General features: G+C 45.6%; 20 protein-coding genes. 10 read left to right on the forward strand and 10 right to left on the reverse strand.

Annotated features, from left to right (window positions below; genetic code table 11):
• Positions 1-80 precede the first annotated feature (80 nt).
• From QUA43_RS13765 to QUA43_RS13780, 4 genes are all read right to left on the reverse strand, one after another.
• Positions 81-860: a class I SAM-dependent methyltransferase gene (locus QUA43_RS13765; RefSeq protein ID WP_333374586.1), complete on the reverse strand. Its 780-nt coding sequence runs from the start codon at positions 858-860 to the stop codon at positions 81-83.
• Between the two features lie 264 nt (positions 861-1,124).
• The gene (locus tag QUA43_RS13770; RefSeq protein ID WP_333374588.1) at positions 1,125-2,702 is read right to left on the reverse strand and encodes a sodium:proton antiporter; all 1,578 of its coding nucleotides are present in this window, start codon (positions 2,700-2,702) and stop codon (positions 1,125-1,127) included.
• Positions 2,703-2,721: 19 nt separating this feature from the next.
• On the reverse strand, positions 2,722-3,657 hold the full coding sequence (locus QUA43_RS13775) for a DUF389 domain-containing protein (protein WP_333374589.1): 936 nt from the start codon (positions 3,655-3,657) through the stop codon (positions 2,722-2,724).
• Positions 3,658-3,938: 281 nt separating this feature from the next.
• Positions 3,939-4,193, reverse strand: a complete 255-nt coding sequence (locus QUA43_RS13780; RefSeq protein ID WP_333374591.1) for a hypothetical protein — start codon at positions 4,191-4,193, stop codon at positions 3,939-3,941.
• Between the two features lie 31 nt (positions 4,194-4,224).
• Here QUA43_RS13780 and QUA43_RS13785 point away from each other — a divergent pair, with 31 nt between their 5' ends.
• The 4 genes from QUA43_RS13785 (at position 4,225) to QUA43_RS13800 (ending at position 5,474) form a co-directional block, all read left to right on the forward strand.
• A complete protein-coding gene (locus QUA43_RS13785) occupies positions 4,225-4,635 on the forward strand; it encodes an MAPEG family protein (protein ID WP_333374593.1) in 411 nt (136 codons plus the stop codon).
• A 100-nt stretch (positions 4,636-4,735) separates the two neighbouring features.
• Entirely contained in the window at positions 4,736-4,918 is a 183-nt protein-coding gene (locus tag QUA43_RS13790; RefSeq protein WP_333374595.1) for a hypothetical protein, read from the forward strand.
• Entirely contained in the window at positions 4,887-5,249 is a 363-nt protein-coding gene (locus tag QUA43_RS13795; RefSeq protein ID WP_333374597.1) for a hypothetical protein, read from the forward strand. Before QUA43_RS13790 ends, QUA43_RS13795 begins: the two co-directional genes overlap by 32 nt.
• Before the next feature lie 36 nt (positions 5,250-5,285).
• Positions 5,286-5,474 carry a hypothetical protein gene (locus QUA43_RS13800; protein ID WP_333374598.1) on the forward strand — a complete coding sequence of 63 codons (189 nt, stop codon included), beginning with the start codon at positions 5,286-5,288 and terminating at the stop codon, positions 5,472-5,474.
• Positions 5,475-5,630: 156 nt separating this feature from the next.
• On the opposite strand, the gene murD is transcribed toward QUA43_RS13800, so the two are convergent.
• Together murD and glyS are read right to left on the reverse strand one after the other, a co-directional pair.
• Positions 5,631-6,977: a UDP-N-acetylmuramoyl-L-alanine--D-glutamate ligase gene (gene murD, locus QUA43_RS13805; RefSeq protein WP_333374599.1), complete on the reverse strand. Its 1,347-nt coding sequence runs from the start codon at positions 6,975-6,977 to the stop codon at positions 5,631-5,633.
• 567 nt (positions 6,978-7,544) lie between these two features.
• Positions 7,545-9,707 carry a glycine--tRNA ligase subunit beta gene (gene glyS / locus QUA43_RS13810; RefSeq protein ID WP_333374601.1) on the reverse strand — a complete coding sequence of 721 codons (2,163 nt, stop codon included), beginning with the start codon at positions 9,705-9,707 and terminating at the stop codon, positions 7,545-7,547.
• 136 nt (positions 9,708-9,843) lie between these two features.
• Here glyS and QUA43_RS13815 point away from each other — a divergent pair, with 136 nt between their 5' ends.
• The gene (locus tag QUA43_RS13815; protein WP_333374604.1) at positions 9,844-10,989 is read left to right on the forward strand and encodes a HetZ-related protein 2; all 1,146 of its coding nucleotides are present in this window, start codon (positions 9,844-9,846) and stop codon (positions 10,987-10,989) included.
• Positions 10,990-11,410: 421 nt separating this feature from the next.
• Positions 11,411-12,478, forward strand: a complete 1,068-nt coding sequence (locus tag QUA43_RS13820; RefSeq protein ID WP_333374606.1) for a hypothetical protein — start codon at positions 11,411-11,413, stop codon at positions 12,476-12,478.
• A gap of 514 nt (positions 12,479-12,992) precedes the next feature.
• On the opposite strand, the gene QUA43_RS13825 is transcribed toward QUA43_RS13820, so the two are convergent.
• From QUA43_RS13825 to trpB, 3 genes are all read right to left on the reverse strand, one after another.
• Positions 12,993-13,625 carry a ribonuclease D gene (locus tag QUA43_RS13825; protein ID WP_333374628.1) on the reverse strand — a complete coding sequence of 211 codons (633 nt, stop codon included), beginning with the start codon at positions 13,623-13,625 and terminating at the stop codon, positions 12,993-12,995.
• A gap of 178 nt (positions 13,626-13,803) precedes the next feature.
• The gene (locus QUA43_RS13830) at positions 13,804-14,310 is read right to left on the reverse strand and encodes a CAP domain-containing protein (RefSeq protein ID WP_333374608.1); all 507 of its coding nucleotides are present in this window, start codon (positions 14,308-14,310) and stop codon (positions 13,804-13,806) included.
• A gap of 69 nt (positions 14,311-14,379) precedes the next feature.
• A complete protein-coding gene (trpB, locus tag QUA43_RS13835) occupies positions 14,380-15,618 on the reverse strand; it encodes a tryptophan synthase subunit beta (protein ID WP_333374609.1) in 1,239 nt (412 codons plus the stop codon).
• A 255-nt stretch (positions 15,619-15,873) separates the two neighbouring features.
• Between trpB and QUA43_RS13840 the strand changes: the two genes are divergently transcribed.
• Both QUA43_RS13840 and recR read left to right on the forward strand, forming a co-directional pair.
• On the forward strand, positions 15,874-16,242 hold the full coding sequence (locus QUA43_RS13840) for a translation initiation factor (protein ID WP_333374611.1): 369 nt from the start codon (positions 15,874-15,876) through the stop codon (positions 16,240-16,242).
• Positions 16,243-16,394: 152 nt separating this feature from the next.
• The gene (gene recR, locus QUA43_RS13845; protein ID WP_333374613.1) at positions 16,395-16,988 is read left to right on the forward strand and encodes a recombination mediator RecR; all 594 of its coding nucleotides are present in this window, start codon (positions 16,395-16,397) and stop codon (positions 16,986-16,988) included.
• Between the two features lie 101 nt (positions 16,989-17,089).
• On the opposite strand, the gene QUA43_RS13850 is transcribed toward recR, so the two are convergent.
• On the reverse strand, positions 17,090-18,202 hold the full coding sequence (locus QUA43_RS13850; RefSeq protein WP_333374615.1) for a flagellar assembly protein H: 1,113 nt from the start codon (positions 18,200-18,202) through the stop codon (positions 17,090-17,092).
• Positions 18,203-18,560: 358 nt separating this feature from the next.
• Here QUA43_RS13850 and QUA43_RS13855 point away from each other — a divergent pair, with 358 nt between their 5' ends.
• Positions 18,561-20,690 (forward strand): prolyl oligopeptidase family serine peptidase, encoded by a 2,130-nt coding sequence (locus QUA43_RS13855; RefSeq protein ID WP_333374616.1) that lies wholly within the window; start codon positions 18,561-18,563, stop codon positions 20,688-20,690.
• A gap of 842 nt (positions 20,691-21,532) precedes the next feature.
• The coding region (locus tag QUA43_RS13860) for a DUF4347 domain-containing protein (protein ID WP_333374618.1) at positions 21,533-23,405 on the forward strand (1,873 nt) is incomplete at its 3' end.

Below are 23,405 nucleotides of genomic sequence, written 5' to 3' on the forward strand. Positions count from 1 at the left end.
ATTTGGTCACAAGTCTCGAATTTATCAGTGGCTTCACTTTCTTCAATCGAAAAGTGAAAATCGAAAATCAATTGACTCGGTTAAGATTGTTTTTTGGCCGAGATAACGATGTAGCCTAGATCCTGTTGGTAATGCTGGAAAACTCGACGCATTGCTAAGATCCGATCGCGAATTTGCGATCGACTTAATATATTCCACACAATCCGCACAGTACCCAAAAGCCCTTCATCTTGCAGCATTCGCGACAAATTTAGGAGACCCATCGCCCCTGTTTGACACTTTTCTACTTGCAAACCCGCGTTTTGGCAAACAGCAATCCAGCCAGACTCAGACAAAGGCGTTGAATTAGCCCGAGTCACTTCTGATAAAGCTTTGTGAATTTCTGATTCTCGGTTTCTAGCTAAAAGTTCGTGAGAGAGAAACTTGCCGCCTGGTTTTAGCCGATCGCAAATTCCCGATACAATTTTAGCTTTCCCCGACGGCGACTGCATTGTCAGGATAGCTTCAGCCAACACCCAATCAAACTGTTGGGAAATCCGATCCAAGTGAAAAATATCTCCTTCCACAATTTCCACTCGATCGCTCAAACCCGCTGCTGCAACATTAGCACGAGCGCGGGCCACACTGTCGGGATTTTTCTCAACTCCCACTACTTTTACGCCAAAACGTTCAACAAGGGCGATCGAACTATATCCAAAACTAGCAGCCAACTCCAAAACAGTCTCCCCTGGCTGAAAATCCGCCCATTCAAATAACTGTTCCGTAGCAAGTTTTCCCCCCGGCCGCAGCATTTTCTTACCCGCCGCGGCCAGAACTTCATGTCCGGGTGCAGTCTTAAAATTGAGAGCAGTATTGGTCATTGAATTGACCTCCTATTTAACCTTACTCTCAGTTTGCCAGATTCTCCCAAATCTTTCTATGATCTAGCTCATATTCAAAATATCGTAGGCTAACGAACCCTACAATATCAGGAATTATACCATGTCCGCCCCTCAACAATTCGGACTTTTTTTGATTGCCAACACGGAATCTAATAAGAAACAAGAAAATTGAGAGTTTTATGACTTACGCAAAATTTCCACATCAGCGGGACAATCACGGGGATTATCCCTACAAACATCCTATTAAGAAACAATTGTCTCATTCCGCTCTTTAAAACATTGCTGCAACACCGAAATAGGCAGTTCCTTCAATTGACCCGATCGCACAAATTCAGCATAAGTATCAGCCTCTATTGCCTCCAAATCCCCTTCGAGTTTGTCGATAGTCATCTGCCGCAGTTCAGGAGATCGATCGTACATTTGATTGATTTCTGCTTGCAGCAAGTTTAATTTTTCTTGAAGCTGACTCACGAGATGATTGGAAAACTCAGGCTCGATTTTACGATCGCCAGATTCTTCAGATAGATGCTTGAGAACCCGGTTGAGAGCAACACGTTGGGCGATCGCCTCCAGATACTGCTGACGCAACTCCTGGTTGTTCAACAACCCCAGTTTTTCCAGCAGCGCCTTGGTGGTTAAACCTTGTACTAGCAGCGTAAATAAAACTACGCCAAACACGATCGCAATAATTTTTGGTCGATCGGGCAGAACATTGGGTACGCTCAAAGCTAAAGCAATCGAGACAGAACCTCGTAATCCTCCCCACCAAATTACAGTTTGATCGGGCAATGAAATTTCAGAGTGTCCTAACCAATTGCTCAACCATCCTAAACCAAAAATAGCGATCGCTCGCGTCACAAACATCGCCACTACAGTTATGCCAATCACTCCTAAATTCGTTCCCAAATCAGTAAACCTTATCTGATCGCCAATCAGCAGGAACATGATCGAATTTACAAAAAACGCCAAAAAATTCCAAAATTGTGTTACCGCAAGTCTGGTACTGGGTTGCATACCGATACGAGAGCCGAAGTTTCCAAATATCAAGCCCATCACCACCACACCAATCACCCCAGAACCACCCAATTCCTCCACAATTATATAAGTGCCGTAGGCTGAAACTAAGGTTAACGATTGCTCCACCAAAGGTAAATCAAATGGTTGAGTCAGATAAGAAACTCCAAAACCGATCAAACTGCCGACAACAACCCCAATTCCCACAAAAGCTAAGAAACGCGCAATCAGAATTGGGATGCCAACGTCATCAGTCCCTAGAGAGAATCCCACCAAAAAACTAAAGGCAACAATAGCAATGCCATCATTAAATAAACTCTCTCCCTCCACCAGCAAAGCTAGGCGTTTTTCAACTCCCAGTTCCCGGAACAATGCAATTACCGAAACAGGATCTGTAGCAGATATACTAGCTCCTACCAACAGGGCGATCGCTAAAGAAACTCCCGCTATTTGGTTGAGAGCAAAAGCCACGCCAGCAACAGAAATAACAACACCCAAAACCGCATAAAGAGCGATCGGCACTAAATCCCGCTGGAGTTTAGGCCATTCCAAATTCCAAGCAGCTTCAAACAAAAGAGGTGGCAAAAAAATCAACAGAATCAGTTTTGGCGAGAGCGACACCAATCGCACATCTATAAAAGCCAAACCCAACCCAACAATTACTAAAAGCAGCGTGTAGGGAATTTGGCGCAACCAGCCCCATATTTGCGGCAGCACCGCCACACTTAAGGAAACTAATAGCACTAAGAGAAATTGCTTCAGATTGCCCTCTATAGTCACTTGGTTAATTACAGCTTCTGGGGTCATATAATTAGGAATAAAATAGTTAAGGCTTCGGTTTTGAGCGGGGCTTATTCAGCATCGATCGCCGCACTTCTTCAACTTGACTCACTTGAAAAATTAAGGTAAATGGTTGACCCATTTCTTTTTCGACAAATGCTTCTAAAAGCTGCACCTGTTTGGGTGTCAAAGCTTCGCTGCTGCGAACAATCAGACGCACTTCCGGCGGTTTCGTCAACCAGTTAGTATCAGTTGCAATCAGTTCCACCCGTTGAAAAGTAATAGTTCGGTTAAGCAACGCCCGCTTCAGACTGGCTTCGAGTTGCGCTTGCTCGATCAATTCCGCAAAACTCACGCCCAGAGGAATTACAAGTATAGCCGTCAATGCTAGCGCCCAAAAGATGGCTTTACGGGCGCGATGCAGGGGGGTGTAGCCGGCCATCAAAAACGTTAGCATACAGGAGAGAGTAATTCCCAGCAAATTAGTAAGATACAGGAGGCTTGCTCCCAAACTGAGGGACCAATTAGCTTGAGACAAGCCTAAACCTATCACACAAATTGGCGGCATGAGAGCCACGGCGATCGCAGTTCCCGCCAGAGTAGCAGAAACTTTGGGCTGAACTTTCGCATAGCCACTGATTCCCCCAGCGGCGATCGCAATTCCTAAGTCTAGTAATGTAGGTTTAGAACGAGCTAAAACTTCGCTCCCAAAGTCGGGAATTTGTACCAAAGCGCCCAAAAAACAAGCTAGAAAAATTGCTAGCACCGTCCCGACTGCTAATGCAATTAAACCTTTGCGGAAGATGATAACGTTACCTTCTACCGCTCCAAATGCTAACCCTCGGATTGGCAACATCAGAGGCGCAATGATCATAGCACCGATAATGACGGCTGCACTGTTGGCAAGCAGTCCAAAGGTGGCAATTATACAGGAACCGAGAATTAAGACAAGATAGTTAATATCTAGGGTTGATTCTTCCAACAAGTCAACTCGTATTTGCTTTAGATGCTCTCGAGGAATCCTGCTCCTGGTGAAATATTTAAGACGGTCTCGAATATTGTCGATCAACATAATCTCCTTAAGTCGGGGGCTTATATCTCTATGCAGGTGCAGTCAGTCGATTTTAGATTTTAGATTTTAGATTTTAGATTAGAGATTTTAGATTAGAGATTAGAGATTAGAGATTATAGATTAGAGATTAGAGATTAGAGATTATAGATTATAGATTTTAAATTATAGATTATAGATTATAGATTTTAAATTTACTCCACAGATGAATCTGGGAGGTGGAATAAGAGTCTAAAATTTGGGCTACTCACGACAAGAGTCGGGGGCATGTATCCGTCGGCCGGTGCGAGCAAAAGAATCAAAATCCCAGCCAGCAAGTTTTTGAGGATGTCGTGGAGGCCAAAAGGAATTACCGCGCCACTAATCCCCAGCAGTTGAATCACATCCCCTGCCTTGAATGACTGGATGGCGATGAATGACGCGATCGGCAATAATTGATTTATAATCAAGATATCTACTCCACCCCAATAATACCGAATCATGCTCGCAGAAGCAAACGCGACACTTTGGCCTAGTCTAATTACTGTTTCAGCATTAATTCTCTACTTCTTTGTTACCATCAACGTCGGCAGAGCTAGATTCAAATACAAAGTTTCTCCCCCGCAGATGACAGGAAACCCAGACTTTGAGCGGGTTGTGCGAGTTCAGCAAAATACCTTAGAGCAAATAATTCTATTTTTGCCCTCGCTGTGGCTGTTCTCGCAATTTATTAGCCCAATTTGGGGCGCGGGTATCGGCGCAGTTTGGATATTTGGACGCATCTTGTTTGCTTGGGGTTACTATCAAGCTGCTGAAAAAAGAGCCGCAGGATTTGGCATTAGTACCTTAGCTACTTTAGCTTTGCTTGGTGGTTCCTTAACTGGCATAATTATGTCGCTGCTGAAGGTTTGAGCGTAAATTCCGATCGACATAATTGTTTCTCTACTCGTTTCCAGGCTCTGCCTGGGAACCAGTTAAAACCAGTTAAATGTAATAAATGTTAGGAGTAAATATGTCAGAAACCAACAAACCCGTATTTGAAATTAACCCGCAACTTTTTCAGCAGCTTGTCGAGTGGCAAGAAAAACTTGAACGAGAAGATGAATTAGCAAGCGAGTCAGAAAACGAGAAACCAACTGAGGTAAAAAATCCTCCCGAAAGTGATGAACAGCATTCTCAAACAGATAATTTCTAGCTGGTGGCTAGCAGCATCTTTGGGATTTCCGGCTGCTGTCTCGGCTCAATCGCTGACACCTAGCCAAATTCAGCAAGTCAATAGCGGTTTGTTTCGTTCTAACTCTCAAGATTTCTTTCAGCAAGGAAATCGCCAACTGGAAAGGGAAATAGCAACTTTGTTGCAAAAAAAGGTCACTTCCGAAGGCAAGATTCTGGAGATTGATGAAAAATTGCTCTCTCAGCTTTGCAGCAAAAAAAATAAAATATCCTCGTCGCATTCTGATACAATAAATAGTGATCAGATTGCTGATTTTCAGCCCAAATTAAAAGACAGTTGCAGACACAATTAAAATGAGAGTGAGGTCAATATTCAAAGTTTAGTGCTAATGGATAAAGAGGCAATGGCTAAGTTAAAAACAGCCATGCTGGAAGCGGAAACCGCTGCTCATTTGGCGGCAATCATTATTGATTATACTCATGAGGAGATAATGATAGTTTTTCAGGAGCTAGAATGGGAAGAGCAGGCTAGAATTAAAGATATTTGGAAGACAGTATGGACGGGGGGGGGTTTATGAAGATTATGGTTAGCCAATTAAAGAGGTTGGTGAACCCGCCTCTTGTATCTTGAAAGCGGTAGATTGTGATTGACAGTTGGGTGGGGGCGGGTTTACGAGATTATTGGTTTTAGGCATAAATTGTTGGTGAACCCGCCCCTACGCGATTGGTGTCCGTTAAATCAGGGATTCGAGGCATAATTGGCGGAAATGATCGCCTCGTTGCTCGAAGTTTTGGTATTGATCGAAGCTAGCACAGGCTGGAGAAAGCAGCACTACTTTAGCATGATTTTGTTTGCCTAATTCTGCTGCTCGTGGGATCGCTCGTTCCATTGTTTCGACTATTTCCCAAGCGTTGTAATTTGCTTGTTCGAGCCGATCGGCAAAAATACCTGCCGCATCCCCAATTAGCAACACCCCAGCAGCTTTCGCCTTGATTGTATCAATCCAAGCGCGATCGTCCCCTTCTTTGGCGTCGCCGCCCGCAATTAAAATCGCCGGTGCGCTGACAGAAGCCAACCCGACTTGGGCGGCGTCATAATTAGTAGCTTTGCTGTCGTTGATGAAATCTATCCCTTCCCAAGTGCAGATGTGTTCGAGGCGGTGCGAAACTCCGGGGAATTTAGCGATCGCCCGGGCGATCGCACTTTTATCTATCCCCGCCAAATTAGCCGCCGCCACCGCCATTAACAAATTCTGCAAATTGTGTTCTCCCACCATCCGCAAAGAATCAGCAGGCAGAATTTTCTCGCATTGAGCTATTACCCAACCATCTTGAATATAGGCTCCAAAATCTGTATTTCCCAACAAATCTTTTTCACCTTTGACACTCGTCCAACACGCATCCGGCCAAATGTCAACTCCTTGTTGCCGCAAACAAGGATCGTCGCCGTTGATTACTTGCAATTCCGACTTTTTCAGCAAATGCGCTTTAATGTTGTAGTAATTTTCTAAAGTTTTGTGGCGGCTGAGGTGATCCGGCGTCAAAGTCGTCAAAACTCCGATTCGCGGCGCTACAAACGGCGAGGATTCTATCTGATAACTGCTAATTTCTGCAATTACCCAATCCGGCTGTTTTTCCGCTAAAGCTAATTCGCACGCAGCATAGCCAATATTGCCGCAAGCGGGAGCGTAAAGCCCGGCCTCTGCAAAAATAGCAGCAATTAAAGCAGTAGTAGTAGTTTTGCCGTTAGTGCCGGTAATTCCCACCCAAGGAGATTTGAGGTAACGCCACGCGAGAGCCATTTCTCCGATTGTTTCAATGCCTAACTCTCTGGCGCGCACTAATGCTGGACTGTCCCAGGGAACGCCCGGACTTACTACTATTAATTCTATAGATTCGACTGGTTCAAAAGATTTACCTAACTCCACATGAATTCCTTCGTTAGCGAATTCCTGTTGCTGTTCGAGCAAGCTTGGGGAAGATGAGCGATCGCTCAGCGTTACTTCCCATCCTTCGCGTTTGAGCAGTCTGGCGGCGGCAATTCCTGATTTTCCTAGTCCAATGATATGAGCTATCGGCATAAGTTGTGTGTGTGATGGAGCGAACTTCCCTGGTTTTCTAAGTTTATATCTTAACCTTGCATGGGTTTTTGGCTATTGGCCATTTTGCTTATTTTTTAAGATAGCGATCGAACTCTGCTGAGACTCGCGCGGTTTCGCAAAAAATATAATAGATTTACTCGTTTTATTGGTAAGCTTTAATGTTATTTTGAGCGAGAGTTTTAAGAAGTACGTTTCTCAAGTTGGTTTGCCTACAGGCCCGCCCGTTGCCTCCCAAGGCCCGCCAGGGGTTGAAAACCCCTGTCTAACAGCTAAAGTCAGTTAAAACTGAGATCTTGCACCATTGTCAAGAACGGGCTCTTCGGCCCGTTCCACAAAAGATAAATTTTCTTGTGGAACAGGCCGGAAAGCCTGTTCACAAAAGGCTATTTGAGAATGGTGCAACATATGAGTTAAAACTGACTGAAAAGTCTAGTATGTGGGTTTCAGTCCTCATAGCGAGGACTTTCGCTTTGAGACGGGGGTTTCAACCCCCGGCGGACTGAAGCGGAGGTTTTCAATCCCAGGCGGACTCAAATCTTGTCAATTTTAGCTTTTAACGATCGCCCCAAAGTCAGCCAACACCCGCGCGTGATTCCGCAACAAGCCCAGTAAATTCAACCGATTTTGCTTAATTTCCGGGTCAGAATCCATCACCAAAACGCTTTCTGGCCCGTCGAAAAAGTTGCTGACAGTCGGAGCAATTTCAGTCAAACTATCTACCAACTGCTGGTAATTCCGAGTTTGTTTGGATAGCAGCGTTTGCGGCACCAACTGCACGACTGCATCGTAAAAAGCTTGTTCAGACGACTTTTGAAATAAATCTGGTTTCACAGCCGTTTTCGGTTCCAATTCTACTTTATCGAAATCACCTTGAGCAGCCAAACGAGTTGAACGGTTGACTGTTTCGTAAATCAGATCCAAAGTCTGATTATTGCGGATTTGTTGCAAGAAAAGCGCTCTTTCCAGTGCGTCCAACAAATCTCTCAAGGCTCGTTCAGTATATTCTGGGTCGTTTTCTCCCAAAACTGCATTTACCAAATCATAATCTACATTCTTTTCTTCTTGCAACAAAGTCCGAATTCTTTGTAAGAAAAACTCGTATAACTGATCTAGCAACTCCCCCGGTGTTTCGGGGCGCGCTGCCGTAAATTCTGCAACAACTTCTGCGAGCAACTTGTGCAAATTGATTGGCAACTGAGCCGCCCAAATAATGTTAGTTATTGCATTGGCTGCGCGACGCAAAGCGAACGGATCGGATGAACCAGTCGGCAACATTCCCAAGCCGAAGATGCTGACTAAAGTATCTAATTTGTCTGCTATTGCGACAATTTGACCTGTCAGAGTTTGGGGTAAATTGTCGCCCGCACCTTTTGGCAAATAATGTTCAAAAATCGCTGTGGCTACTTCTTCCGATTCGCCACTTGCTAAGGCGTATTTCTGCCCCATGATTCCTTGCATTTCGGGAAGTTCGTAAACCATTTGGGTTACGAGGTCGGCTTTGCAAAGTAAGGCTGCTCTTGCTATATAAGCTTGTTGTTCGCCTGTTATTTGCAGTTGATTTGTGATGAGGCTGGCAATCTTGCACAGACGATCGACCTTTGCGCGCACTGTCCCCAAATCTTCCTGGAAAGTAACTGTTGCCAACTTGGGCAAATAATCCTCTAGAGGCTTTACCAAGTCTGCTTTGTAGAAAAACTGACCGTCTGCCAATCTCGCCCGCACTACTCGCTCGTTACCGGCGGCAATAATCGAGGCTTTAGCGGGATCACCGTTGGAAATTGTAATGAAATAGGGCAGAAGTTCTGGATAATCGGGGCTTTTGAGGATGGGAAAATACCGCTGGTTTGTAACAATAATTGTGGTGATTACTTCCGGCGGCAATATCAAAAATTCCTCGTCAAATTTGCCGACAACTGCGTTCGGCCATTCTACTAAGTCGGTGACTTCTTCTAACAAATCTTCGGTAATGTCGGCGTAACCGCCTTGTTTTGTCGCTGCGGCTTCTACTTGTGCTTTAATTTGATTTTTGCGCTGGGTTCGATCGACCTCTACGCAAGCAGCCCGCAGACACTCGACATAATCCTCGGCTTGGGGAATCGAGACCCCCCCCGAAGGTGTAGGGGGGGTGTATAACACCCGGTGTCCTTGGGAAATTCGATCGCTCTTGACTGTATCCGAACCGCTGACCAATGTAATTGGCAGTACAGTATCATCCAACAGTGCCACCATCGATCGAATCGGGCGCGGAAACTTCAACTCTCCGTCTGCCCACCGCATAAATCTTTTGCCTTCTAACTTATTAATCCACTGCGGCACAAGTTCTGTCAAAATATCCGCTGTCATCCGCCCCGGAATCTTTTTGAGCACAAACACAAAATCGCCTTTATCGGTAGCGCGAACTTCTAAAGCATCAATTTCTACGCCCTGCTTTTTCGCAAAACCTTCGGCTGCTTTCGTCGGTTTGCCATCTTTAAAAGCCGAACTCGCGGGCGGCCCTTTTACCTCTTCTTCTCTGTCTAATTGCTGAACTGGCAGTCCTTTCACGAGAACGGCCAAACGCCTCGGAGTAGCGTATACATTAATTGAGTCATTTGTCAAGGATTGTTCTGCCAGCGTTGCAGGTACCAGTCGCTGCCACTGCTGGGCGCTGCCTGAGACAAAAGATGCGGGCAATTCTTCTGTACCGAGTTCTAATAAAAAGTTAGGCATATCGCACCGTAATGGAATTTTGTTTAGGGTAATTTAAGGTAATTTATCCGATCGCGTGATCGTATATCTGAAAAATACTCAAAAATCCAGGATACCACGTAAAATCGGGGGTGAAAGACAATATTCTCGACAGCCCATGACCTTGGCCCAAAGACTAGGACAAGATTGGAAGTCTCGACTCGAACAAGATTGCCCGCAGGAGAGTTCTAGCACTCGCGAGAGTGTTGTCCGCTGGCTGTTGGGAGACAAGCCCGAAAGATTTGACACTCTTAGCCCAACTCAATTGTCTGTCGCCTCTGGGGCGATCGACTTTTTATATCGAATTTTGATTTCTCGGTATCTGGGAGTACCGCCAGAAAAAGCTTACCGCAACTTGATCGGGCGGCTCGGCGGTTTGGTTGTGCTCCGGCAAAAAATCCAAGCGTGGGTTTCCCTGAGTCGCGACAGACAGCGGAGTGCGGTGGAGGTACTGCAAGAAGTGATTCAGGAAATGCTCAATTCCGATCGCTACCTGCAGCAGCAAGTCGCCTGGATTGCCGAATGCACCTCAGACAGACGCCTGCGAAATGCTTTGCTGCTAGCGAGCACAGAAGAATACTGCTTGCGGCCGATTCGCAACCAGCCGCTGTTGGTGTACCGTTTTGTCAACTACCTGCGGCGTTCCCAGCGGGGCGGGTTGACGCAAGTGCCTGCGGGAGACTGGGTGCGGCTGGTGTCGGAACAGGTTCTACCCGACGATACAGACGAACCGCTTAGTCTGCTAGACGAACAGGCAATGTCCGAGTATCGAGAAAATCAAGCTTGGGAAGAGCAGCAAACTCAGCGGCAGATTGTCCAACAAGAATTTGAGAATTATTTAGCCGCTGAAGTCGATCCGCTGGCTTCTCAGTGGCTGCGGCTTTACCTGCAAGGCCGTTCCCAAGAGGCAATTGCCGAGGAGTTGAAGGTTCCGATCAAGCAAATTTACCGCTTGCGAGAAAAAGTCAGTTACCACGCGATTCGGGTTTTTGCGGTCAAACAAGCACCGGAATTAGTCGCCAACTGGCTGGAAACTTCGCTCCAAGAACACAGTTTGGGCTTGACTCCCGCTCAGTGGCAGCAATATTTACAAAACCTCACGCCGGTGCAGCGGCGGTTGCTAGAATCGCTCAAAGCAGGGAAAAGTGTAGAGGCGATCGCATCTGAATTAAAGCTGAAAACCAATCAAGTCATCGGCGAGTGGAGCAAACTCTATTTAGCAGCTCAATCTCTCCGCAATTCCGTCTCGTCCGTCGAAGGTTAAGGGCAAGGGAATTAATGACGATCGCTGCTGCGTAGGATAAGATACTATCAGCGCGATCGACTTTTGAGGATTTTTTAACCAATCCTAAATTAAGCGGTTGCCCGTAAATCATCGGTTGGGGTGCATCTGTAATACTGGCGTATTAAAGACATAATTCTGTCGTTGCCAGCCACGGGAATCAATCTCCCGCGATCGATGATAGTTGGTCAAGAGTGCGCCAGTCATCATCTAGTTGTCAATCTTTTGGTAAAATTTGAGGCTGCAATACAGAACGGAGAAAATACTGGGACTAAGGATTTTTATTTAATAAAAGCTTCCGGTTGTTAGAGCAATTCCTCCGTCAAGGAAGTTGCAGCATTGAACTTTCTCGCATCAGGTTGGTGCGTCGCGCTCGATCGCGCTTCCGACTACAGAGCAGCTAATGATACATACATCTTCAACAGACTCCGCAGCTACAATGGACTCCGATCGAATATTTCACCTAATCGATACAGTTGTCCCCTTTGAAGCTTGCCTTTACTATCAAGTTTTGCCTTTATCTCTAGAAGGTAATCTGTTTAAATTGGGCGTAGTCGATGCCCAAGATGACTCCGCCTTGGACTACGTGCAGCGGATTTTAGCTTACATGAATTGCTCAGTCACAACAGAGCCAATTGCGTCGGAAACTCAGCGCTCGATGCTCTCAGCTTACTTGCTGCACGGGAACCAGCTCCGAGAACCGAGCCAGAGTGAAACCGCCGCAGCCCCAACACCCAAAAATCCAGCATCAGCAACTTCAGGCCCCAAAACAGAAACGCTGCTGCCTGTGCCAGAACCCTCGATGCCCGCTCCTGAGAGGTTTCAATCTGCTGGCGCTGAGGTTCCCCCGACACCGACACAGCTATCGGTTTTGAATGTCGAGGCCTTGCACTTGTCAAGCCGAGTGGAAGTTTTGGCAACTTTGCCCGCGCCCCAACTGCTGCAAGAATTGCTCGGTAGAGTGCTGCGAGAGGGTATCGGGCGCTTGTTTTTTGAGCGGCACCAGTCCCAAGGTCGCATTCTTTGGAGTCAAGATGGCGTTTTGAAATCGATGCTCGAAGGTATCGATATCGTCCTTTTCCAAGAGGTCATCGACGAGTTGAAGCGGCTGACAGATATGCCTGCTGGCCCGGTGGAACAGCCCAAACAAGTCGAAGTTGAGCGCATATATCAAAACACTCATTTGCTGTTGCGCTTGCGGGTAATGACGGTGGGTGGCAAGGAAGAAGCCACCCTGCAAGTTTTGCGGGGGGCAGCTTTGAGGTTTTACCAGCAGCAGCAGTTGTCTACTTTGAGTCGCGACGCGCTGCGGCTGGCCGAAGAATTGCAGCGGAAAGTAAATCAAATTCGCGCTCGAACTCGGCTTTCTCCTGTGCCTTTAGAGGGGTTGCCCGCTTTGGAACAGGTGATTAGAAATGTTGACGACCAAATTGAAGCTTTGCTGCACGAACATAATATCGAGCAGTCCTAATCAGCCATAGATGACTGTTTTGAATTTTTTTTAACTCACATCAAGTTCGGTCAATCGATTTTAGATTTTAGATTTTAGATTTTAGATTGAAGCATTGACCCCACGGATAAATTCCGGGGCTCCTTTATCGGATACAGGTTTTTTATTTCTGGACGGATGAATCCGGGGGCTTGTATCCTGAATGCTTTCGGTCAAATAATAATAATTACGTTTGTAGTGAGGACTAAATTCCGAGCGAGTTTTATGATAACTCAAGTCTTCACTACCAACCAATTTGATGGCAGTTCTGCGAGGTGACAAAAGATTATATAGCGGTTCTCAAAAAAGTGAGGTATGCCCTATGCCCTATGCCCTATGCCCTATGCCCTATGCCCTATGCCCATGAGTACCTCATCTTTCTGAGAAAGGCTATACCAGTTCCCAAAAAGAATGCAATTGTATGCCCGTGTTCTCAACCCTGGTATTCATCAGTCATTCCCAATCTAAAATCTAAAATCTAAAATCTAAAATGGTATTAGCCGTGCTCGAAAACATCCTTGTACTGCAATAAATCCAAACTCACAAAAACGGGCAAACACTGAAAACATTGCTGTGCAATTTCCCAGCGTTCTTCTCGCTGCAACATAGCAGTCAACTTTTGTTTAGCGCTCAGCAAATAGCGGACATCGTTAGCAGCATAATTTAGTTGATCGTCAGAAAGATTAGTCGCATTTCCCCAGTCGGAACTTTGAGATGTTTTATTTAATTCTACCTTTTCGAGTTCTAGAATTAATTCTTTCAATCCGTGTCTGTTGGTGTAAGTTCTAGCAAGTTTACTAGCTAGCTTGGTGCAGAAAACTGGTGCAATGTCAATACTTAAATTGTAACGCATTGTTGCCATATCAAAGCGCGCAAAATGAAATACTTTCTCAATATTTTCGGCTTCCATTAACTTCTTTAAATTCGGTGCTGCTGTCTGGCCTTTGGCAATCCGCACCACTGCAACTTTACCTTCGGGATTGCACAACTGCACCAAACACAAACGATCGCGCCAAGGTAGCAAACCCATTGTTTCCGTATCAACGGCGATCGCCGGAGCAGTCAAATAATAAGATAAGAGAGAATCGGGAATATCACGATCGCACACTTGAAAATCTGCAAATTCCATTATTAGTAATTTTTGACTGTTGACTGTTGACTGTTGAGTGTTGAGTGTTGACTGTTGACTGTTGACTGTTGACTGCCTTCTTCCCTCTTCCCTCTTCCTTCTAACTTCAGCATCTACGTCACACTCGATAATTAATCCGTGTATCCGTGTCCGAATCAGTGTCGTGCCTTCCTTCAATTTATCGGCTGCGAACAAAAAGCTGAGTAAAATAATACTCGCCTTTGGCATTTTTGGCAATCCCAATACCGGTCACATTAAACTGACCTTCCATATTCTTACGGTGGCCGTCACTTTTAATCCAACCCTCAACAGCATTGCGTACCGGGTCGCTATAGCCAAAATTATAAGCAAGATTTTCAGCTACACTTTTATAAGGAATCGTAATTGCTTCCGCCCGCCCCTCAAATCCATCGTGGCTAAAACTTACTTTACCCTTAGCCATATCTTCGCTGTGAATTCTTGCTATCTGACTAATTCGCGGATCGATACTCAGCGGCGGCAACTTTTTAGATGCTCGGTATTGATTTATCTGTTGGTTAACCGCTTTTTCTAAGTCAGTAATAGCACTCGAAGCAACATTAGTATTCATGGGAGTTTGTGGCAGCGATCGCGTAGGAATGGAGGTGTCACACTTAGGCAGGATTGTCAACAATCCCAAGCAAATCGAAATCAAACCTTTGGACATGAAATCACACGAGAAATAAAGTTAATTGTTACAAATTCCTACAGAGCGATCGCCCCCCATTCCGCTAACCTAGATATTCAGAACCTTCGCCACAGTGTTCACATCTTTGTCGCCGCGTCCGGAACAGTTAAGCACAATGCGCGGATTGCCTGTTAGCTGCGGGCACAGAGTCTCTAAATAGGCGATCGCGTGAGCAGTTTCCAAAGCCGGAATAATCCCCTCCAACTGTGAAAGCCGCTGAAATGCTCCCAGTGCTTCTGCATCAGTTACGCTATAATATTCAGCCCTGCCCGCATCCTTCAAATAACTGTGTTCCGGCCCCACGCCCGGATAATCCAAACCCGCACTAATCGAATGTGGCTCAATCACTTGACCTTCATTATCTTGCAGCAAATAACTCATCGCCCCGTGCAGAACTCCCACACTTCCCTTAGTCAAAGTAGCAGCGTGTTTATCAGTTTCCACGCCTTCGCCCGCCGCTTCAACACCAATCAATCTGACAGTTTCTTCCCCGACAAACTCATGGAAAAGACCCATTGCATTAGAACCGCCGCCGACGCAAGCTAATAAAATATCCGGCAAACCCCCCCACTTTTCCTGACACTGAGCGCGGGTTTCTTCACCGATTATCGCATGGAAATCGCGCACCATCATCGGGTAAGGATGCGGGCCCGCTACGGAACCGAGAATGTAATGAGTTGTTTCGACATTTGTCACCCAGTCGCGAATCGCTTCGGAAGTGGCATCTTTCAGCGTTCCCGTACCAGCAGCCACCGGCCGCACTTCGGCACCCATCAAGCGCATTCTAAACACATTTAAAGCCTGTCTTTCCATGTCGTGAACGCCCATGTAGACAACGCATTCTATACCGAAACGAGCGCAAACTGTGGCAGTAGCAACGCCGTGTTGACCGGCACCAGTTTCAGCAATTACGCGCTTTTTGCCCATGCGTTTTGCTAACAATGCTTGAGCTAAAGCGTTGTTGATTTTGTGAGCACCGGTGTGGTTTAAATCTTCGCGTTTGAGGTAAATTTGCGGGCCAGTTCCGTCTGCTTTAGCGTAGTGTTCGGTGAGGCGTTCGGCAAAATACAAAGGGCTGGGGCGGCCGACATAATCTTTGAGCAATTGTTGGAGTTGCTGTTGAAATTCCGGTTCGCTGCGGTATTTGTGGAAAGCGGCTTCTAGCTCGAACAAAGCCGGCATCAGGGTTTCGGGGACGTATTTGCCGCCGAATTTGCCGAATCTGCCGAGGGAGTCGGGGCGTTGGGCGCTGGTTTCGGTGGTGAGATGCAGGGGGGTGACTGTCATTTGATTTTAGATTTTAGATTTTAGATTTTTTAGATTCGCGGGTAAGCTAGAGGCTTGGTGTCGATCGTACCAAAGTCGATCGTACCAAATCGGTTGTGGACTTGAGGCGATCAAACAAATTTCATTATAATTCCTTGAACGCTTGACGGGCTAATACAATAAGTAGAAGATAGATGGCATTCCGAGCGATCGCAACCATACCCCAATCCGCTCAAACTAGAAATACCACTAAAAAAAGTTCAAGCATCTTAACCTATGGCAGCATCCAAACGCAAAGATTCTGACAGCAAAACAACCGAGGGCAAACGAATAGTTTACTCCGAATTTGGCAACGTTGACAACTCCGCCGCCCTCCAACGGGGAGTTGCCGAAGTTCCCCCCAATCAACAAAACCTCAAAATCGAAGCATCCCGAAAAGGACGCGGTGGCAAAACAGTTACAGTCATCAGCGGCTTTCACGAAAAACCCGAAACATTAGCAACTTTAGCCAAGCAGCTAAAAGCCCAATGCGGTACGGGCGGCACAGTCAAAGATAATGAAATCGAAATTCAAGGCGAACACAAGCAAAAGCTGCTAGAAATTATCACAAAGTTAGGCTACAAAGCTAAAATTAGTGGAGGATGAATTAGTCAATATTCCTCAGTGTATGGGCGGGGCGGGTTTATGATATACTTAGTTTAAAACATAGATGGTTGGTAAAACCTGCCCCTACATCGCACAAATTATATTGTCGCGAATCAACCAGAAATGATATTACCAATTACCGCCAATTTTTAATGTACACTCGACCTTTAGCTCGTTTAATCGAACAATTGCAGCGCTTGCCCGGAGTCGGCCCAAAAACAGCCCAGCGTTTAGCTTTACATATTTTGAAGCGACCGGAAGAAGAAGTGCAAGCCCTAGCTAAATCTTTGATTGATGCCAAACAGCAAGTAGGTTTCTGTCAAGTATGCTTTCACTTATCTGCCGACCCTGTTTGCGAAATTTGCCGCAATCCCAACCGCGACAGTCATACCATTTGTGTAGTGTCAGAATCCCGCGACGTAATCGCTTTAGAAAAAACGCGGGAATACATGGGTAAATATCACGTTGTTGGCGGCGTTATCTCGCCGATGGATGGAATTGGGCCGGAACAATTGAACATTCAACCGTTAGTCCGGCGCGTCAGCCAGCAAAAGATTAAGGAAGTAATTATTGCTATTAGTCCCAGCGTGGAAGGCGAAACTACTACTCTTTATATCGGTCACTTATTAAAACCTTTTACCCTAGTGACGCGCATAGCTTTTGGTTTGCCGATGGGGGGAGATTTGGAATATGCCGATGAAGTTACATTGGCTCGTGCTTTGGAAGGAAGGAGGGAGTTGGATTAGTTAGAAGTTGTCCCGCATCTAAATTGTGTTTTCTGGCGGGCGGGACGCCCAACCCCTACTTTCCACAAGAACTTCATCAAGCTTAATCGCTATTTTTTTACTCAAAGGGAAGAGTTTTCTAATCTAGCAATTAGTTCTTCTATTGACAAATCCGGCAGTTGTGACAGCAATAGCGATAAGTTTTCGGCAGACAATGCGAGCAAATTTGGGATGAGATTGACGGTGTTTACTTCTAATTGACCAAAGCGCTTTCTCAAGACATTTTGGGCGATTAAAGTTTGTACTTGTTGCCTATCTGCTTGGGCGATTGGCAATGTGGATAATTGCACTAACAACATAGTGAATTCACCAACAGGTAAAGCCGAGACAGAGGAAAAAAAGGCAATTGTCTGAGCGTCTAACTCCCCAAATCTGACTTGCAGAAAGTTCTGCAAAATCAACCGCTGTGCTTCTTCTCTTCCTTCTTCTCTTCCTTCTTCTCTTCCTTGTTGTGTAGCCTCATCTATTTTTTGTTGTAACAGAGGTACGAGCGCCATAACTAACTCCTTATCTTCCTGATTTCCTGGGGCACTAGCTGCTAAATTTACTTGCAGATTCGCTTGCAGGTTGTACAATAATTCTAGCGTACTAGCTCGTAAGGGACTATCAACAGGCAATCTTGTTAATTCTGCGATCGCCCCTTGCTGTACTTTACCCTTACCTAAAATCCGCAACCACATCGTTTCTGGAACATTCGGTAGCTGGTGAATAGCTATCAATCCTACTCGCCAAACTTCCGATAGAAAATAAACCCCCCTCCCCCAACCTTCTGACTCTTGTGGAATCATAAAATTAAAGCTGCTTAACAACGCCTCCGAAGCAGTGGGAGTCAGAATCCACAACCTGGGTAATTGCTGAGATTCTAAACGTTGCTCTTCTCGATTAGATCGGCGCAGTAATTCTGCCCTAGTATTTAAAAGTTTGACAACACAACTGAAGATATCCTCTGTATTGACGGCATTGCGAAATGGTTCGATCGCAGCCACAGTCGCAGTCATTTGACCTAATAAACCTAAATTTTCTACGTATTCAGGCGATACAGAAGTGGGTTTAAACCAGATATCAATTTCTCGAACTTGAGCAGAAACATCTTTACTTGTTTCTACTTTTCCTAGAGGTGACAATAACTCTCTTAGGTATTCTTTGGCAAACTGGTCATGGGGAAATTTAGTCATTCTTGGGAAGCACTTTATTCCGTAAAAAACCAAATTAATTATATCTCATTTGAAAATGGTATTTATGGGCGATAGCTTTTCTGCTATATAGCAATCATTGCAGGAGTTGTAATTTTTTCCCTCACCCCAACCCTCGCCTTGGTAAGGGGAGGAAGTAAGAAATTCACAAATGATTTAGGATGGCTCTACACGCAATATTTTAAAGGATGCAGGTATCTAAGTCTTCTGTTTTTTGAGGTGGAGTTACTTATTTAACCCAGATTTAGGATAAAATCTCAAATCCCCAATTGAGCGACTCTCCCCTGTCACTGCTGCGAAAGGGTAAACTGGATAAAGTTACCGATAGTAGTAAAAAATCATGACCCAATTCGATCGACCTTTAAGCTACCCCACCACCCGCAAAATCGACCAAACAGACGACTACCACGGCGTCAAAGTACCCGACCCCTACAGGTGGCTGGAAAATCCCGACTCTGAGGAAACCCAAGCTTGGGTGGAAGCCCAAAACGCAGTCACTTTTGCCTACCTCAACGAAATTCCGGCGCGGGAAAAAATCAAACAGCGCCTGACTCAACTTTGGGATTACGAGAAATACGGCATACCTTTCAAAGAAGGATCTCGCTATTTCTACTACAAGAATGACGGCCTGCAAAATCAATCCGTGCTCTACACATTAACATCCCTCGACAGCGAACCCAAAGTATTAATTGACCCCAACACTCTCTCAGAAGATGGAACCGTTGCTCTGGGTGGCGTAGCTATCAGCGAAGATGGCAAATACATGGCCTACGGTTTGTCAAGTTCTGGTTCCGACTGGCAGGAATGGAAAGTCCGTGAGGTGGCAACTGGCGAAGATTTATCAGACCATTTAAAGTGGATTAAATTCTCAGGGGCATCCTGGACTCACGATGGCAAAGGCTTTTTTTATAGTCGCTACGACGAACCCAACGAAAAAAGCAAGCACGAAGAAGTTAACTATTACCAAAAACTGTTTTATCACCAACTCGGTACGCCGCAATCTGAAGACGTATTAATCTACGAGCGACCCGACCAAAAAGAGTGGGGATTTAGCGGCGGCGTCACAGAAGATGGCAAATACTTGATTATCTCAGTTTGGCAAGGAACTGAAACCAAAAACTTGGTTTTCTACAAGGATTTAACTGCACCGGAATCAACCGTTGTAGAACTGATTAGCGAATTCGAGGCTGAGTACAGTTTCATCGACAATGATGGCTCTATTTTCTGGTTTCAAACAAACTTGAATGCACCGTTGGGCCGCGTAATTGCGATCGACACCAACAACCCACCTCCCTCATCCCTTGGTTGTGATGAAACCCCCCCGTCGCCCCCCCTTGGTAAGGGGGGGATTCAGGGGGGGTTCACAGAAATTATCCCCGAAGCAGCAGAAACTCTCGAAGGCATAGGCCTCCTGAACAATCAATTTGTCGCTTCCTACTTGAAAGACGCCTACACCCAGATTAAAATTTTCAACTTAGATGGCTGTTTCGTGCGAGAAGTTGCCTTGCCCGGAATCGGTTCGGCGGGAGGATTCAGCGGCAAGCGGCACGATACCGACACTTTTTATGCTTACACCAGTTTCACTGCACCTAACATCATCTATCACTACAATATGGTGACAGGTGAAAGCACAATTTACCGCCAACCAAAGGTCGATTTTAATCCCGAAGATTACGAGACTAAACAAGTATTTTACCCAAGCAAAGACGGTACGCAAGTACCCATGTTTATTACCCACAAAAAAGGCTTGCAGTTTGATGGCAACAACCCCACTTATCTTTACGGATACGGTGGTTTTGGTATCTCGCTAACTCCGAGTTTTTCTGTTAGCAGGATAGTGTGGCTGGAGATGGGTGGAGTTTATGCGATCGCCTGTTTGCGGGGCGGCGGCGAGTACGGCGAATCATGGCACGAAGCAGGCAAAAAGTTGAACAAGCAAAACGTGTTTGATGACTTTATAACTGGCGCTGAATGGTTGATCGAAAACAAATACACCAAACCTGCCAAATTGGCGATCGCAGGTGGTAGCAACGGCGGTTTATTAGTAGGGGCTTGCATGACTCAGCGGCCGGAATTGTTCGGCGCGGCATTGCCCGCAGTCGGCGTTATGGATATGCTGCGATTCCACAAGTTTACCATTGGTTGGGCCTGGACTTCGGAATACGGTTCTCCCGAAAATGCCGAGGAATTTCCGACAATTTACGGCTATTCTCCCCTGCACAATCTCAAACCGGGAACGGCTTATCCGGCGACAATGATTACAACTGCCGATCACGACGATCGCGTGGTTCCGGCCCACAGTTTCAAGTTTGCTTCTGCTTTGCAAGAAACCCACGCCGGAGAAAAACCAGTGTTAATTCGCATTGAAACTAAAGCGGGACACGGGGGCGGCAAACCTACTGCTAAAGTGATTGAAGAATTGGCTGATGAATGGGCTTTTTTAGTGCGCGAACTCGATATTGACGCTTAGCAAGCCGCGTTTGGGGGTGCGATCGACGCAGTTTGATGATTTAGATATAAAGAGGGTGTAAAGGGCGATCGTTCTTTTTGTATTCAAGGGCGATCGTTCTTTTTTGTCACCGCAATCCTGGTATTAACATATATAATTTGTCAACTTTTTGTGTTAACTTTTGTAGCGTTAAGTTGCTATTATTACATGGCTGTGAGTTTACTGCACACCCAATTAGTATAAGTATAAATCTCTAGAAATACGGTACTCTCAACTTTTAAGAGCGATCGCACCTCAAAGTCAAAATCTGCCAATTTTTAGGAAATTAATATTTTCAGTATATTTACGGTTCAAGCTGTCTGAGCCAGCCTCGATGTCACCAGACTCAGAACAGCGGTATGAGGGGTCTGACCCCTTGTTCTGACCAAAGGGTAAGTAATTTACCATATAACTAACGTTAGACCTGATATCATTTTTCCCAAAAATAGAGGGTTTTGGCTAATATGAAGGCTGTGACCCCTTATTCATGTTATGATTGGCAGCGATCTGTCGCATCAGGACATCCAAGGGCGATCGCAGTAAATCCTGTCTAATGATTGACTAACATCACAAATAACAAATATAGACAACTATTATATGTTGTAAAAAAAATAATGGTTAAAACTTTATAGTTGAAAGTTTATCGTCATCTATGAAACGGGGTAGCTTAGATTTAGCAACCAAATTAACCAAAAATGAAAACCATCCCAAATCTGTCAAATTTGTCAGCAGCACAAACACGGAAATCTACCAATATGGAGACTAAAATCTTGAGACAAACTAGGCATAAAGCAGAGTCCGCTCTCCGAATAAATCTAGCGATTGTGGATTCAAATGTAGAAAACTACCAACAGTTGCTCAGGGGAGTGAAAAGCGACACAGAAGTAATCCTGCTCGATAAAACCCGGGATGGAATCGAACAAATTGCCGAAATTGCCGCCTCGCGGCACAGCCTCAACAGCATTCAAATAGTTGCTCACGGCGCATCAGCATCAGTAGAAATCGGCCGGGCAGAACTCAATATTCACAATATAGAAACCTATTCCAGCCAATTGCAGCAGTGGGGTAAAGCTCTCAACGAAACAGGTAGTATTCTGCTGTTAAGTTGCAACACAGGCGCCGGGGAATCAGGTCTAAAATTCATACAAAAACTCAGCCAAATAACAGGAGCAAATGTTGCAGCTTCCAATAATTTAACTGGTAGTGCAGCACTAGGTGGCGACTGGGAATTAGAAATTACTACAGGACAAATAAATACCGAAATAGCCTTTGAAAAAGAAGTCCTAGAAGGCTATAAATCACTCCTGGCTACCTTAGCGGCTGAAGAATTTAAAAATTCAACCGTAATCGGGCCTTGGATATATGGAGTTGGCAACCCCACTACAGCTAACCCAGGCTTAACCGCAGGTAGTACAGTCAACCCCAGCGGCGTTATTCCTGCTTTAGGGACTGGCGATCCACCCGGATTTGGTACTTTGAGATTAACATCAAACGCCTTTGGACAATCAGCTTTTGTCATCTACAACAACCCCATCTCCGCCACTGAGGGTCTGAGAGTTACCTTTGATTTCTTTGCCTATAACAGAGGTAATGTCCCCGATGTGAATGGTGCCACCGATGGTGCGGATGGCATTAGTTTTTTCCTCATTGACGGAACAGCTACGCCAACAAAAGCGGGAGGATTTGGCGGCTCTCTCGGCTATGCTCAGAATACTAATTCAAATTCACCGGGTATTGTAGGAGGTTATTTAGGTGTCGGATTAGACGAGTTTGGCAATTATTCTAGCACTATTGCTGGAAAACAGGGCGGCAGCTCGAACACTCCAGACAAGCTACCTGATGCAGTAGGACTTAGAGGCAGGGAAAGCATAATCCCAACCGAAAACTATAAATTTTTAGGTTCTAGTCTTTTAAGTAACACTTTGACCGGCGTTTCCATTGGCATAGACAATAAAGATACAAGCATTCGCGCTGAAGCTAAAAGATCCGTCCAAATTACCTTATTCCCGACTACATCAGCAACACCTAACCGTCTGACAGTTGCCTTAGACTTGAACAGCAACGGCACATTTGATGCGGGCGAAACACTGCTCGACATACCAAATTTGGAAAGCGTAAACGGAGCAGTGCCACCTACTTTTAAATTTGGCTTTGCTGCTTCGACAGGGGGAAACACAAACATTCACGAAGTTAACAATGTCGTCGTCCAAAGTATAGATCCGCCTACACTCCAAGCCGACGTTTCCATTGTTAAAAAAGGCCCGCTCTATGCCATACCCAATAGCACCATTACCTATACGATTACCTCCACAAATAACGGGCCCAACAGCGCCGAAAGCGTCCTGATTCAAGATCCGCTCCCAGAGGGCTTAACTTTCGTCAGCACTGACAACAACGGTAGTTTCAATCCCACAACGAGGACGGTCATCTGGCCGGCGATTCCGACTCTGGCTAACGGTGCTAGCGAAACCCGCACCATCACCGCAAGAGTTCCGGCAACAGGCGGTGCTGCCTTAACTAACACTGCCTATAGTACCTCCAGCACTTTTGATCCAAATCTAGCTAACAACAATAGTTCTCAACCCATCTCTCAAGTCTCAACTACAATTGTTGATGCTCTTGCCGACCTAGTGACCACCAAAAGCGGGACTGCGGCAGCAGCACCAGGTGAAAGAGTTACTTACACAATTTCGACAG

It is taken from the genome of Microcoleus sp. N9_B4 (assembly GCF_036701635.1).
In the GTDB taxonomy this organism is placed as follows: domain Bacteria; phylum Cyanobacteriota; class Cyanobacteriia; order Cyanobacteriales; family Microcoleaceae; genus Microcoleus.